At 63.7% G+C, this 13331-nt stretch carries 11 protein-coding genes; 1 reads left to right on the top strand and 10 read right to left on the bottom strand.

What is annotated here, in order from left to right; genetic code table 11:
• Positions 1–9: 9 nt before the first annotated feature.
• The 3 genes from phnA to FJ934_RS04465 all read right to left on the bottom strand — a co-directional run bounded on the left by phnA (position 10) and on the right by FJ934_RS04465 (position 4311).
• Entirely contained in the window at positions 10–1266 is a 1257-nt protein-coding gene (gene phnA / locus FJ934_RS04455) for a phosphonoacetate hydrolase (RefSeq protein ID WP_140607444.1), read from the bottom strand.
• Between the two features lie 26 nt (positions 1267–1292).
• The gene (locus tag FJ934_RS04460) at positions 1293–2492 is read right to left on the bottom strand and encodes a 2-aminoethylphosphonate--pyruvate transaminase (RefSeq protein WP_140607445.1); all 1200 of its coding nucleotides are present in this window, start codon (positions 2490–2492) and stop codon (positions 1293–1295) included.
• Between the two features lie 124 nt (positions 2493–2616).
• A complete protein-coding gene (locus FJ934_RS04465) occupies positions 2617–4311 on the bottom strand; it encodes a Na/Pi cotransporter family protein (RefSeq protein ID WP_140607446.1) in 1695 nt (564 codons plus the stop codon).
• A 155-nt stretch (positions 4312–4466) separates the two neighbouring features.
• Here FJ934_RS04465 and FJ934_RS04470 point away from each other — a divergent pair, with 155 nt between their 5' ends.
• The gene (locus FJ934_RS04470; RefSeq protein ID WP_140607447.1) at positions 4467–5336 is read left to right on the top strand and encodes a LysR substrate-binding domain-containing protein; all 870 of its coding nucleotides are present in this window, start codon (positions 4467–4469) and stop codon (positions 5334–5336) included.
• Here FJ934_RS04470 and FJ934_RS04475 read toward each other — a convergent pair.
• The 7 genes from FJ934_RS04475 to eutB all read right to left on the bottom strand — a co-directional run bounded on the left by FJ934_RS04475 (position 5333) and on the right by eutB (position 13288).
• The gene (locus tag FJ934_RS04475) at positions 5333–7810 is read right to left on the bottom strand and encodes an FAD-dependent oxidoreductase (protein WP_140607448.1); all 2478 of its coding nucleotides are present in this window, start codon (positions 7808–7810) and stop codon (positions 5333–5335) included. The genes FJ934_RS04470 and FJ934_RS04475 overlap by 4 nt on opposite strands.
• A gap of 82 nt (positions 7811–7892) precedes the next feature.
• Entirely contained in the window at positions 7893–8678 is a 786-nt protein-coding gene (locus tag FJ934_RS04480; protein ID WP_140607449.1) for a DeoR/GlpR family DNA-binding transcription regulator, read from the bottom strand.
• Positions 8679–8789: 111 nt separating this feature from the next.
• Complete coding sequence (locus tag FJ934_RS04485) at positions 8790–8930, bottom strand: hypothetical protein (protein WP_226890568.1); 141 nt, start codon at positions 8928–8930, stop codon at positions 8790–8792.
• A gap of 64 nt (positions 8931–8994) precedes the next feature.
• Positions 8995–9996: a N(2)-acetyl-L-2,4-diaminobutanoate deacetylase DoeB gene (doeB, locus tag FJ934_RS04490; protein ID WP_140607450.1), complete on the bottom strand. Its 1002-nt coding sequence runs from the start codon at positions 9994–9996 to the stop codon at positions 8995–8997.
• A 5-nt stretch (positions 9997–10001) separates the two neighbouring features.
• Entirely contained in the window at positions 10002–11180 is a 1179-nt protein-coding gene (doeA, locus tag FJ934_RS04495) for an ectoine hydrolase DoeA (protein ID WP_140607451.1), read from the bottom strand.
• A 123-nt stretch (positions 11181–11303) separates the two neighbouring features.
• Positions 11304–12296 (bottom strand): ectoine utilization protein EutC, encoded by a 993-nt coding sequence (gene eutC, locus FJ934_RS04500; protein WP_140607452.1) that lies wholly within the window; start codon positions 12294–12296, stop codon positions 11304–11306.
• Positions 12293–13288, bottom strand: coding sequence for a hydroxyectoine utilization dehydratase EutB (eutB, locus tag FJ934_RS04505; protein WP_140607453.1), 996 nt, complete (start codon positions 13286–13288; stop codon positions 12293–12295). The genes eutC and eutB overlap by 4 nt, the downstream gene beginning before the upstream one ends.
• Positions 13289–13331: the final 43 nt, after the last annotated feature.

Genomic DNA, 13331 nt, shown 5'->3' on the forward strand with positions numbered 1-13331 from the left:
ACTCACCCGTCACGCCAAAGCCGCTGCCATGGTAGCGTAGTAGAAGGCGTCGAAATTGCGCAAGGTTGGCTCATTCGGCAGGTCCGGCAGCACGCGGTTGACGATGAACGGCACTTCCTGCTCGGTCAGCCCGCCATGCGAGCGCAGCGGTTCGTTGAGGGCCGCGAGATCATGCCGGTGTTCGCTGGTGCCAATGGTCTTGTTCTCGGTCGAGATCAGCACGATGTCGCCGATGCGGTCGGCCGGCAGTTCGAAACGTTCGCAGGCCGTCGGGCTGTCGACGACCAGCATGATGCCGTCGACCTTGGCCAGACGCGCCATGATGTCGGCCTGGTCCGCGCCATCAGGCAGATAGGCGGTGGCGAAGGAGCCGAGCGCGCCGTGGTGCACGACATAGGGATCAGTGATCGGCAGGATCACGCGGGCGGCGTCCTTTCCCAGCCATTCGTCGAGCAGGTCCTGGACATAGACGACGTCGGGCGAGCCGTCCGCCTTGTGCTTGGGCTTCATGCCATGGTCGGCGGTGACGACGATCGCCGCGCCCAGCGCATCGAGTTCGGTCAGGTACTTGTCGAACATCTCGTAGAAGGCGTTGGCCTGTGGCACGCCGGGCGCATATTTGTGCTGCACGTAGTCGGTGGTGGTCAGGTACATGATGTCAGGGCGGAATTCCTTCAGCAGTTGGACGCCTGCGGCGAAGACGAATTCCGACAGCTCAGTTGAATAGACTTCCGGCACCGGGAGGCCGAAGTGCTTCGAGGCGTTGTCGATGCCGTGCTCGGCCTTGGTGGTGGTGTCGGACTTTTCCGCCGAGAAGCACAGCGCACGGCCTTCGTCGAAAGCCAGCCCCTTGCCGAGCAGCGCGCGCAATTTGTCCTTGGCGGTCACCACGGCAACCTTGGCGCCGGCGTCGTAGAAGGCCTGGAAGATGGTCGGCGCGCGCAGGAAGCGCGGGTCGTTCATCATCACTTCCTTGCCGGTCTCACGCTCGTAGAGATAGTTGCCGCAGATGCCATGCACCGACGGCGGCCGGCCGGTGGCGATCGAGAGATTGTTGGGGTTGGTGAAGCTCGGGATGACCGAGTGCGCCATGAGCACCGTGCCCTTCTGCTTGATCCTGACCAAAGCCGGCATCAGCCCGGCATGAATAGCCTCGTCGAGATAGGCCGGCTCGCAGCCATCGAGACAAATGGCGATGGCGGGCACGCGCGGCCAGGCGTAGGTGCGGCCGTTGACGGCGACGTTAACGGGAGACATCTGGTTCATCGAAAATCCCTTGAAATCCTGCCGCTTCAGGCGGCGAGTTTGGCACGCTCGGCGATTGCCGCGGCGGGTGGAGCGGCGGTGTCGACGCCCATTTCCTTCAGTGACTCCGCCGCTGCCTCGACGACGCGGCGCATGACATGTTCGTCCATCTGGCCGATGCAGCCGACGCGGAAGGAATCCACGACCGTCAGCTTACCCGGATAGATGATGAAGCCCTTGTCCTTCATCAGCTCGTAGAAGCGATCAAAGGCGAAGTTGGCATGGGCCGGATTGAAGAAGGTGACAATGATCGGCGACAGCCAACGGTCTTTCAGCAAGGTCTCGAAACCGAGTTCGCGCATGCCGGCCACCATGACGTCGCGGTTCCTGGTGTAGCGGGCGCCACGGCCAACGACGCCGCCTTCGGCTTCGTGCTGGCGGAGCGCCTCGAGGAAGGCGGCAACGACATGCGTCGGCGGCGTGTAGCGCCATTGGCCGGTCTTGTTCATATGCGCCCATTGCGCGTGGACGTCGAGCGACAGCGAGTGGCTGCGGCCCTTGGCGGCCTCGAGTTCGCTTTTGCGGGCGATGATGAAGCCGAAGCCTGGCACACCCTCGATGCATTTGTTGGCGGAGGAAACCATCGCCTCGTAGCGGATCTCGTTGACGTCGAGCGCGACCGCGCCGAAGGCGCTCATGGAATCGACCAGCAGCTTGCGGCCCTTGGCTTGGACGGCCTCGGCAATCTCGGCGACCGGATTGAGGATGCCCGAGCTGGTTTCGCAATGGATGGCGATGACATGCGTGATGGCGGGGTCGGCTTCAAGGGCTGCCGCTACCTCGTCGCCGCGCGGCGGCAGATAGTCGCCCTTGTCGATCAGCGTATAGGCACGACCGAGATACTGCATGGTCTGCGCGGCGCGCAGGCCGTAGGCGCCGTTGGCCAGCACCAGAACCTTGCCATCTTTCGGCACGAACGAGCCCAGCATCGCCTCGACGCAGAAGGAGCCGCTGCCCTGCATCGGCACGCAATCGAATTCGCCTTTCGCGTCACCGGTCAGCGCCAGCAGGCGGCGGCGCATGTCTGATGTCATGGCGCGGAAGTCGCCGTCCCACGATCCCCAGTCGCGCAGCATGGCCTGCTTGACCGAATAGGCCGTGGTGAGCGGGCCCGGGGTCAAGAGATAGGGCTCGCCCAGCGCCGGCATGGCCAGCGGCTCCGCGGCAAATTTCGTCTCGGCGAGCATGGGTGTCCTCCGACAGGTCGCTGCTTTTTGATGCGGCCTTACTCTCGGCCGGAATGACATATTTGTAAAATCGTTATTTTGTATCGAAGTATCGATTTCCACGATGGTAGAATTGCCATCTCTGTCAGGCCGGCACGGGCGCCATTGCGTCCGCGGCGCCCGTGGCCAGCCGGCTTTCAAGCAGATCGCCGCTTTGCGTCAGCAGGGGATAGGCGACCGACGCCATCAGCGAGTTGATTTCCTTCAGCGCCCTGACCGCCTCCAGATGAATGTCGCTGGTGTCGATGCTCTGCGGCATTCCCGATTGCAGGCGCTTGAGGTGACGATCATGGCTCATGCGTTCCAGCTTGCGCATACGCTCCTTCTCGACCACGAGTTGCCGCGCCGAATCGAGGTCGCCCGATACCAACACGTTGAGCGCAAGCTGCATGTTGGCCATGACACGGCTGTGAAGCCCGCCCAGTTCGCCCCAGCCGTCGCGTGAAAAGCGCAGATTCTTGTCCCGCAATTCCCCGGCAAGCACGAGCAGGTTCTTGGCGACGATATCGCCGGCCCGTTCGAGATTGATGGCGAAATCGGTGAGTTCGATGCCGCGGCGGGCCTCGGCCGCGGTCATGCTGCCGCGGTTGACCTCGGCAATGTAGAGCTTGATGTCGGTGTGGGCGCGGTTGACCTCGTCATCGAGCTTGCGCGCCTGACGGATCTGATCGGCAGTGCCGGCGTCGAAGAAATCCATCACCGGACCCAGCATCACCTCGACGACTTCACCCATGCGCAGCAACTCGCGGGTCGCGCTGGCCAGCGCAAGACGGGGTGTCCGCATGACGCTGCGATCGAGCGCGCTGGCGCGACGCGACATCAGATCAGTACTGTCCTTTGCCGGCGGCTTGTCGGCGACCAGCAAGGTCACCAGCCTTTCCACCAGGCCAGCGAAGGGCAGGCAGCAGATGACCAGAGCCAGATTGAAGGCGAGATGCAGGTTGACCAGTTGCCGGCCTTCTGTCGCACCGAAAAGATGTGTCGGGAACGCCATTTCCTGAAGGGCGAACAGGGCGGCGAGCGCGGCCGTGCCGCGGAAGATCAGATTGCCAAGGGGGATGCGGCGCGCCTCGACGGGCTCGCCGCGCGTCAGCCACACCGCGATCAGCGCACCGCCGCAATTGGCGCCGAGGATGAAGAACAGACCGACCTCGACAGGCAAGACGCCTTGCGCGGCGAGCGTGACGAACAGCAGGATCGCCGCCACGCTGGAATGGATCAGCCACGTGAACAGGGCGGCGGCGGCAAAGGCCGTGAAATAGTCCGCGCGCAAATAGGAAATCACCAAGGGCAGCAGCGTGCTCTGGCGCATCGGCGCGGTCGCCTCGCCGATCATGTGCAGCGACAACAGAACGAACGCTATGCCCATCAGGATGCGCCCACCTTGCTTGATGCCGCGCGCCTCGAACTTCAGGAACATCGCGCCGCCGATCAGGATCAGCGCGGGTACGAGCCAGCTCAAGTCGAACGAGAGCACCTGCACGACCAAGGCGGAGCCAAGATCGGCGCCAAGCAGGATTGCCAGCCCGGCCGAAACCGAAACCATACCGCTTGCGGCAAAGCCAGCTGCCAGCATGGCGACGGCCGTGGAACTTTGCAGCAGGACGGCAAGCACGGTGCCGACCCCCGCCGATTTGATCCGCGCACCGCGAGCCTGTCTCAGTGCATCGCGCAATGCAGGCCCGCAGGCCCGCTCGACGCCGGTGCGCACCATGCGCACGGCCCAGAGCAGCAGCATGACGGCACCCGCCAGATGCAGCAGGATGAGGGAAAATTGCATGGCTACGCCTCCGGAATGTCCGTGGCCGGCAGAGACGTCGACCTTTACTCAGGCTAAGTTTGACCGAACATAAGTCAAATCGTTCATTTCTATCTTTTAGTTAATCTGGCTTATGGTAAGATATCCACTCTTCCTGACCTCGAACGGCGGAAAAGATGCGCTACGTCCAGTTGCGGGCCTTTCATCAAGTGGCGATCTCGGGCGGCTTTTCGCGAGCGGCCGAAGCGCTGTTCCTGACCCAGCCGGCCATTTCCGACCAGGTGCGCAAGCTCGAGGAAGAATATGATGTCCTGCTGTTCAATCGGAACAAGAAGCAGGTCACGCTGACCCATTCGGGCCAGAAGCTGCTCGAGATAACCCACCGCATGTTCGACACCGAACAGCAGGCACTGGAACTGCTCACCGAATCGCGCGCGCTGCGTTCCGGCACGCTGCGCATCGTCGCGGACGCCGCACATCACCTGCTTCATATCCTCGGCAGCTTCCGGGCCCGTTATCCCGGCGTCCAGGTGTCGGTGCGCGCCGGCAACACCGAGACGGTCATCAGCAGCCTCTACAGCTATGATGCCGACATCGGCGTGCTGGGCGAGGTGCCGGCCGGGCGAGACTTCGAAGTGCTGAAGCTCAACTCGACGCCGATCATCGCCTTCACCTCCATCGACCACCCGCTGTCCGGCAAGAAATCGCTGACCCTCAAGCAGCTCGCGCAGGAATCGCTGGTCATGCGCGAGCGCGGCTCGAAGACCCGCCAGAAGCTCGAAGACCTCGCTGCTGCCTCGAAGGTCGAACTGAGGCCGGTGATCGAGGCCGAGGGCCGCGAGGCCGTCCGCGAGATCGTCGCCTCGGGCGCCGGCATCGGCTTTGTCTCGGCGGCCGAATTCGGCCAGGATTCGCGGCTCGTCCCGATCACCATCGACGCTCCCGAAACCTTGATGGACGAAGCGCTGATCTGCCTGCGCGAGCGCAGCGGCGGCAAGCTGGTGCGCGCCTTTCTCGACATGGCGCGCTCGATGTCGGCGGATTAAGCGGCGGCGCGAACCTCAACCCTATCCGCCTTCACCCGCTCTGATTTCGGATCGTAGGGGCTGCGCAGGTGCGCCGTTGCCGTATGGCGAACGCCAGCGAGGTCGATTTCGAAACGGCCACCGCTGAGGAATTGGGCGTCGACGCCGGTTTCGTTTTCGACCAGCCCGAGCGCGACCGAGCGGCCCAGCGTGTGGCCATAGGCCGCCGAGCGAACCTCGCCGACCGGCTTGCCGTCACGCAGGATCAGCTCACCGCCCCACAGCATCGGCTCGGCATCGTCGAGCGTGAACAGCACGATGCGCTTGGCCGGTGCCGCCGCAGACCTTGCCTCGACCAGCGCGTCGCGGCCGATGAAGCCGCCCGGCTTGTCGATAGCGACGGCAAAGCCAAGCCCGGCCTGCCAAGGGTTGATATCCGGCGTCAATTCCCTGCCCCAGGCGCGAAAACCCTTTTCGATGCGCAAGGCATCGAGCGCGTAGTAGCCGGCGTCAGCCAAGCCGAATTCACCCCCTGCCTCATGCAGCGCCTCGTAGACGCCAACGGCGAATTCTGTCGGCACGATCAATTCCCAGCCGAGTTCACCGACATAGGTCATGCGGTTGGCATGGGCGGTGGCATGGCCGATATCGATCTCGCGGATGGCGGCGAAGGGAAAGCTCGCGTTGGAGAGATCGGCCGAGGACAGTTTGCCGAGAAGATCGCGCGAGTGTGGTCCCATCACGGCCAGCACGGCATAGGCCGAGGTGACGTCGGTCAGGATCGCATGGGCGTCGGCCGGAATGTTCCTGACGATCCAGTCAGCGTCGTGGACCGCTTGCGCGGATCCTGTGACGATGAGGAACTTCTCCGCATCCAGCCGCATCACGGTGAGGTCGCTTTCATAGCCGCCACGCGCGTTGAGCAAGCCCGTGTAGACCGACGTACCTATAGGTACATCGACATTGCCGGCGCAGATCCGGTTCAGCACGGCGCAAGCGTCGCGGCCCTGGACAAGCAGTTTTGCGAAAGACGTCTGGTCGAAGATGGCGACGGCCTCGCGTGTCGCCTTCATCTCGCGGCGGACCGCCTCATGCCAATTCTGGCGGCCGAAGGCGTAATCGTTCTCGGCCTTCTCTCCTGGAGCAGCGAACCAGTTGGCGCGCTCCCAGCCCATCTTTGAGCCGAAGCAGGCGCCCCTGGCGGTCAGCCGGTCATAGAGCGGCGAGCGTCGGAAGGGCCGCGCGGTGTCGAGTTCACGGTTCGGCCATGGCATAGCGTAGTGCAGGCCGAGTGTCTCCTTGACCCGGTCATGCAGCCAGCGCGGGTTGTTGTTGAAGGAAGCGAAGCGCCTGATATCGACCGGCCACAGATCCATGGTGGGCGCACTGTTGACGATCCATTCGGCCAGCGCCCTGCCGGCGCCGCCGGCGCTGGCGATGCCCATCGAATTGAATCCAGCGCCGACATAGAAATTCTTCAGTTCCGGCGCCTCGCCAAGGATGAAATTGTTGTCCGGCGTGAAGCTTTCGGGACCGTTGTAGAATTTCTTGACCTCGGCATGCGCCAGCTGCGGCACGCGGACCAGCGCGTTTTCCATCAGGATCTCGAACTGGTCCCAATCGTCGGGCAGCAGCGCGAATTCGAAATTTTCGGGGATGCCGTTCATGCCCCAGGGCTTGGCATGCGGCTCGAAGCCTCCCATGATCAGGCCGCCGACCTCTTCCTTGAAATAGATGAAGCCGTCGGGATCGCGCATGACAGGCAGGTCAGGATGCACACCCTCGATCCTGCCGGTGACGATATACATGTGCTCGGCCGAATGCAGCGGTACCGAGACGCCGCACATCAGTCCGACCTTGCGCGCCCACTGGCCGGCGCAGTTGACGACGATCTCGGCGGCGATGCTGCCGTGGTCAGTTTCGACACCGCAGGCGATGCCGTTCCTGACGCTGATGCCTGAGACCTTGACCCGCTCGAGGATTTTCGCGCCGCGGTTGCGCGCACCCTTGGCCAGCGACTGCGTCAGATCAGTCGGATTGGCCTTGCCGTCGCCTGGCAGCCAGACGGCACCGACCAGATCGTCAATCGCCATGACAGGCCACAGATCGCCGGCCTCGCTGGGCGAGATGACGTTGATCTCCACGCCCTGAGCACGCGCCGACGCTGCCGTGCGCTTCAGCACCGTCATGCGATCCGCGGTACGCGCAACCGACAGCGAACCGCAGTTCTTCCAGCCGGTGGCGAGACCGGTCTCAGCCTCCAGTTCGCTGTAAAGCTGGGTGGAGTATCTGATCAGGCTCGTCATGTTGGAGTGGCTGCGCAACTGACCGACAAGACCGGCGGCATGCCAGGTGGTGCCGCCGCTGAGTTGTCCCTGCTCGAGCAGGACAACATCGGTCCAGCCGAGTTTTGTCAGATGATAGGCGACCGAGCAGCCAATGATGCCGCCGCCGACGATGACAACGCGAGCGTGGATGGGAAATTCATTTGCCATGAGCGTTCCGCCATTGGAGGGATGGCCGGGATACTAACATAGCAATGCCAAATATCAACTCAAAATCTCACAAATTATCACATCAAGCAACGATGAGTTCTGGCCCCTTTTGCGAAAGCGCTTCCGCAAGCGCTGGTTCGGGATTGGCGTCGACGATCACGCCGGCGGCCCGTTCGAAATTCGGAATCCTGAGCGGTGTCAGCTTGCCGAACTTGCTGCTGTCGAGCACGAAATAGGCCTTGCCGGCGAGCGCGATCATACGGCCGCGCTGCTCGGCGCCGGCACGGGTGAAGTCCGTCACGTCGCCTTCCGGCGACAGGGCACCACCACCGAGAAAGGCGATGTCGACGCGAAAGCGGGCCATTGCATCAAGCGTGTCGATGCCGGAAGCCGCCTCCTCGCCCGGATCGATCTCGCCGCCCAGCATATGCACGCGCATGCCCGGCACATGGCACAGATGCAGCGCTATCTTCAGGCTTGCCGTGCAGATGGTGAGATCGCGCAGTTCGGTCATGGCATGCGCGACGGCCAAGGTGGTGGTGCCGGAATCGAGAAAGACCACCATGCCATCCTTGACCAGACCGGCGGCGGCCCTGCCGATCGCCGCCTTGCCATGGGCATTTTCCTGGCTGCGCAGGCTCATCGCCGGTTCGCTCGGTTCGAAGCGGGCGGCACCGCCATGCACGATGCCGAGCCTGCCCTGCTCCGAAAGCAGCTTCAGATCGCGGCGGATGGTTTCGCGCGAGACCTCGAAGAACCCGGCCAGTTCGGCGACACTGACGGAGCCTTGGGCGCTCAGCCGCCGCAGGATTTCGTCATGGCGGCGCGGGGCAAGGGCGCGCACCGGCAGGCGGCTGACGGGAGACATGGCGATCCTCTTGTCGAGCATTGACGTTGCAATATGTGGCAGTGAACTCGCATAGACGCAACCGCGCCCGACGTGGCCGGTATCGATCGGCACTCTATTTGTCAGTCGAGGTTAGGGTTTTCGCGACAAGCCACCGCCCTCTATCGCGTTGACGAGCGTCTCGCTCCCTTCGCGCAGATACTGCCGCAGAACGCTCGCGGCTTTCCTGCCGTCGCGCTCGCGGCAGGCGGCCAGCAGTTCGCGATGCTCCATTTGCGAGCCGGTCGCATCGGGCTCGCTCCGCTCGGGCCAGAGCCGAGCACACAGGCGCTCGTGCTCAGCCTACCTTCACGGCCATCACCGCGGCGCAGTCACCCGCTTTGACCAGCCCGGGAAAATGCCGCGCCGCCAGCAAGCCAGACATTTTTGCCCGGATTTCCTGTGGGGCAATGCCGGTGCGGCCAACGGAATGGATGCGCGCCAGCACCGCGCCTTCCTCGACGGCTTCGCCGAGATCGACCATGGTTTCGATCATGCCGTCGTCCTCGGCGAAGGCGAAGCAATCGCCCGAGGGCATGTCGAGCCACTGTGTTCTGGTCTTCTCCACCGCGCCATCAACAATGCCTGCATGGCGAAGCACATTGAGGATGCCACGCCGCGCGATGCGCACGGTTTCGGCACGCGATGTCCCCCCGCCGCCAAGTTCGGTGGTGACGAAGACCTTGCCCATGTCCTCGGCCGCGGTGTCGTACATGCCGACCGCATCGATCTCGGTCATGCGCATCGAGAAAGGTGCCGAGAAGGCTTCGACTGCGGCGAAGGCCTTTTCTTCCTGCACCTTGTCCGGCAGCGTGTGCGCGGCGCAGAAAGGCACGAAATCCAAGGTCCTGCCGCCGGAATGGAAATCGAAGACGATGTCGGCGCGGGGGAGCAACTCGCGTTGGAAATAGTCGGCGATCTTCTCGGTCACCGTGCCATCGGGCCGGCCGGGAAAGCTGCGGTTCATGTTGCCCTTGTCGATCGGCGACGTGCGCGTGCCGGCACGAAAGGCCGGATAGTTCATCGCCGGCACGATGATCACCGTGCCGGAGACGTCCTTGGGGTCGAGTGTGCGGGCGAGTCCGTAGAGCGCCAGCGGGCCCTCATACTCGTCGCCATGGTTGCCACCGGTCAGCAGCGCCGCCGGTCCCTTGCCGTTGCGGATGACGCAGATCGGGATCATCACCGAGCCCCAGGCCGAATCGTCGCGGCTGTAGGGCAGGCGCAGGAAACCATGCTGGATGCCGTCACGGTCGAGGTCGACGGTCGGCGCGATGGGCGACGGACGGAGGCTGGACATCGGGTTCAATTCTTCACCACCAGCTTGCGCGGCACATTGGCCAGGCATTCCACACCCGTTTCGGTGATCAGGATGGATTCGGTGATCTCAAGACCCATCGTCTCCAGCCACAGGCCGGTCATGAAATGGAAGGTCATGCCGGGCTTGAGTTCGGTGCGGTCGCCGGGGCGCAGGCTCATCGTGCGCTCGCCCCAATCCGGCGGATAGGACAGGCCGATCGAGTAGCCGGTGCGGTTGTCCTTGATGATGCCGTACTTCTTCAGGACGGCGAAGAAGGCATTGGCGATGTCCTCGCATGTGTTGCCGGGTTTTGCCGCCGCCAACCCCGCATCCATGCCTTCAAGCGTCGCCTTCTCGGCATCGAGGAATTCCTGCGTCGGCTTGCCGAGGAAGACGGTGCGCGACAGCGGACAGTGGTACCTGTTGTAGCAGCCAGCAATCTCGAAGAACGTGCCCTCGCCCGACTTCATCGGCTGGTCATCCCAGGTCAAATGCGGCGCCGAAGCATCGACGCCCGACGGCAGCAGCGGCACTATCGCCGGATAGTCGCCGCCGATGCCGTCGACGCCGCGCGTGCCGGCATCGTAGATCTCGGCGACGAGATCACATTTGCGCATGCCGACTTCAATCCTGTCGACGATGCGCTGATGCATCGCCTCGACGATGCGGGCGGCCTTGCGCATGTAGTCGATCTCGGTCGGGCTCTTCAGCGCGCGCTGCCAGTTGACCAGGGCCGTGGCATCGACGAAGCGGGCGTTGGGCAGATGCTTCTGCAAGGCGGCGAACGCAGCGGCGGAGAACCAGTAATTGTCCATCTCGACGCCGATGGTCAGCTTGCCCCAGCCGCGATCGGTCAGCACGCTGGACAGGAAGTCCATGGGGTGGCGCTCGGTCGACTGCACATAGTGGTCGGCATAGCCGACGATGTTGTCATGCGCGAGATAGGCGGTGCGCTTGGCGCCATTGGCGTCCTGGCCACGGCCGTACCAGACCGGCTCGCCCGATGGCGGCACGATGACCGCCTGGTGCACGTAGAACGACCAGCCGTCGTAACCGGTCAGCCAGGCCATGTTGGAGGGATCGCTGACGATCAGGAGATCGACACCCTTGGCTTCCATGGCTTTGCGCGTCTTGGCGAGGCGATCCGCATATTCGCCGCGCGAAAATTTCAGGTTTGGCTGCATTTTTTTGGGTCCTCGTTTGTTGGGCTGGAGCCTGTTCAACTTCGCTGAATCCGGCTCGTCGTCTGGTTCTTCTTTGCACGTGAAAGCCGGTTCCCACTTTTCCGGATCACGCTTTGGCCGGCATCAGCTTTCAAAAATGGTTCCGGATTTCGCGGCCAGCGCCCGGTCGCGGGCGAGCGTGGCAATCGCCGTATCCTGCACGCCGGTGCCGGTGAGATCGGCAATGGTGATGTCGCTGGCCGAGCGCCGTCCGTGTCTCTCGCCAGCGATGATCTGGCCCAATTCGGCCACCTCGTCCTCGGCGGCCATGATTCCTGCGGCGATGGCATGATGCAGTTCGCCCAGCCGCCGTGTCTGGCGAGCACTGTCGGCGACGTAGAGATCAGCCATGCGCAGGATCGCAGGGGCGATCTCGTTCTTGTGTTCGGCGTCCGAGCCCATGGCGGTGATGTGCTGGCCGGCAGAGATGAAGCCGGCCTTGATCAGAGGCTCGGTCGACGGCGTCGTGGTGACGATGATGTCGGCCCCAACTACGGCCTCCGCGGCACTGGGTTCGGCGCGCACGGCGATGCCGAGCTTCTCACGCAGGGCGCCCGCAGTCAGCTCAGCCTTGGCGGCATCGCGGGCCCAGATGCGTGCCTCTGTGATTGGCCGCACGAGGCGGAGCGCTTCGAGCTGCAATCCGGCTTGCACGCCGGCGCCGAAGATCGCGGCGACGGACGAATCCGGCCGCGATAGATGCTTGGCCGCGACCGCGCCCGCGGCGGCGGTGCGGATATCGGTGAGATAGCCATTGTCGAGCAGCAGCGCCTCGACCAGACCTGTCTTTGCCGACAAAAGCACCATCATGCCGTTGACGCTGGGCAGGCCGAGTTTCGGATTGTCGAAGAATCCGGGACTGATCTTGATGGCGAAGCCGTCGACGCCAGGCACATAGGCGGTCTTCACATCGACCTCGCCGTGATGTTCAGGGATGTCGAGCCGCAGGATCGGCGGCATCGCCACCGGCAAAGTGGCTAGCGCGCGAAAAGCATTCTCGACGCAGGCGACGGCATCAAGATCGAGCGTCACGATCTTACGCAGTTCCGCTTCGGTCAGGATTGTCATCCGGTTCATGCGGCGCGCTCCGCAAATGAGGGCTTCTCTCCGCAAACGATCTTCTTGTGCAGTTCCATATCGATGTTGCGCCCCGAAAGCAGAACCACCATCGGTCCGCTCGCGCTGACCTTACCGGCGAGCAGTGCCGCGATGCCGACGGCGCCGGCGCCTTCGACGATCTCGCGCTCCTGCTCATAGGCATGGCGGATGCCGGCGGCGATTTCCTCCTCGGAAAGCAGGACGATATCGTCGAGCAGGTCGCGGCACATGGCGAAGGTCAGTTGGTTGTCGAGGCCGATGCCGCCGCCGAGCGAGTCCGCCAGCGTCGGCAACTCCTCGACCAGCACGGGCCGGCCGGCATCGAGGCTCGCCTTCATCGCAGCACCCCGCGCCATCGACACGCCGACGACCCTGGTCCCGGGGCTGACGCCCTTGATCGCCGCCGCTACGCCCGAGGCGAGCCCACCGCCCGACAGTTGCACCAGCACCAGCGCGGCGTCGGGAACCTGCTCGATCATCTCCAGTCCGAGGGTACCCTGGCCGGCAATGATGGCTGGATGGTCGAAGGGCGGCAGCATGACGAGGCCCTCCTCCGCCACCAGCCGCTCGACCTCCTGCTGCGCGTCGTCCTGGCTGTTGCCGACGATACGGATTTCAGCGCCAAGCCGGCGGATGGCATCGAGCTTGTTCTGAGGCACCAGCCGCGACATGCAGATCACCGCGCGCGTTCCCTCGAGTTTCGCCGCATGGGCAAGCGCTCGGCCGTGGTTGCCGGTGGAGGCCGCGACCACGCCACGTGCCTTCTCCTGCACGCTCAGCGAGGCTACTGCGTTCGAAGCGCCACGCAGTTTGAAGCTGCCGGTGATCTGGCGATGTTCGAGTTTGAGGTGAACGGGAATACCCAACCGTTCCGACAGAGCTTCGGACAGCACGGTTGGCGTTCGTTCGATCTTGCCGGCGATACGTTCGCGGGCGGCTCGGATGTCCGAAAGGTCGACGGCGCGCGTCATCGGGCGACCCCCTCTGGCCTGCCGGCCATCTCCCCCTCGAGGG

The organism is Mesorhizobium sp. B2-4-12, assembly GCF_006441575.1.
Taxonomy (GTDB): Bacteria; Pseudomonadota; Alphaproteobacteria; order Rhizobiales; family Rhizobiaceae; genus Mesorhizobium.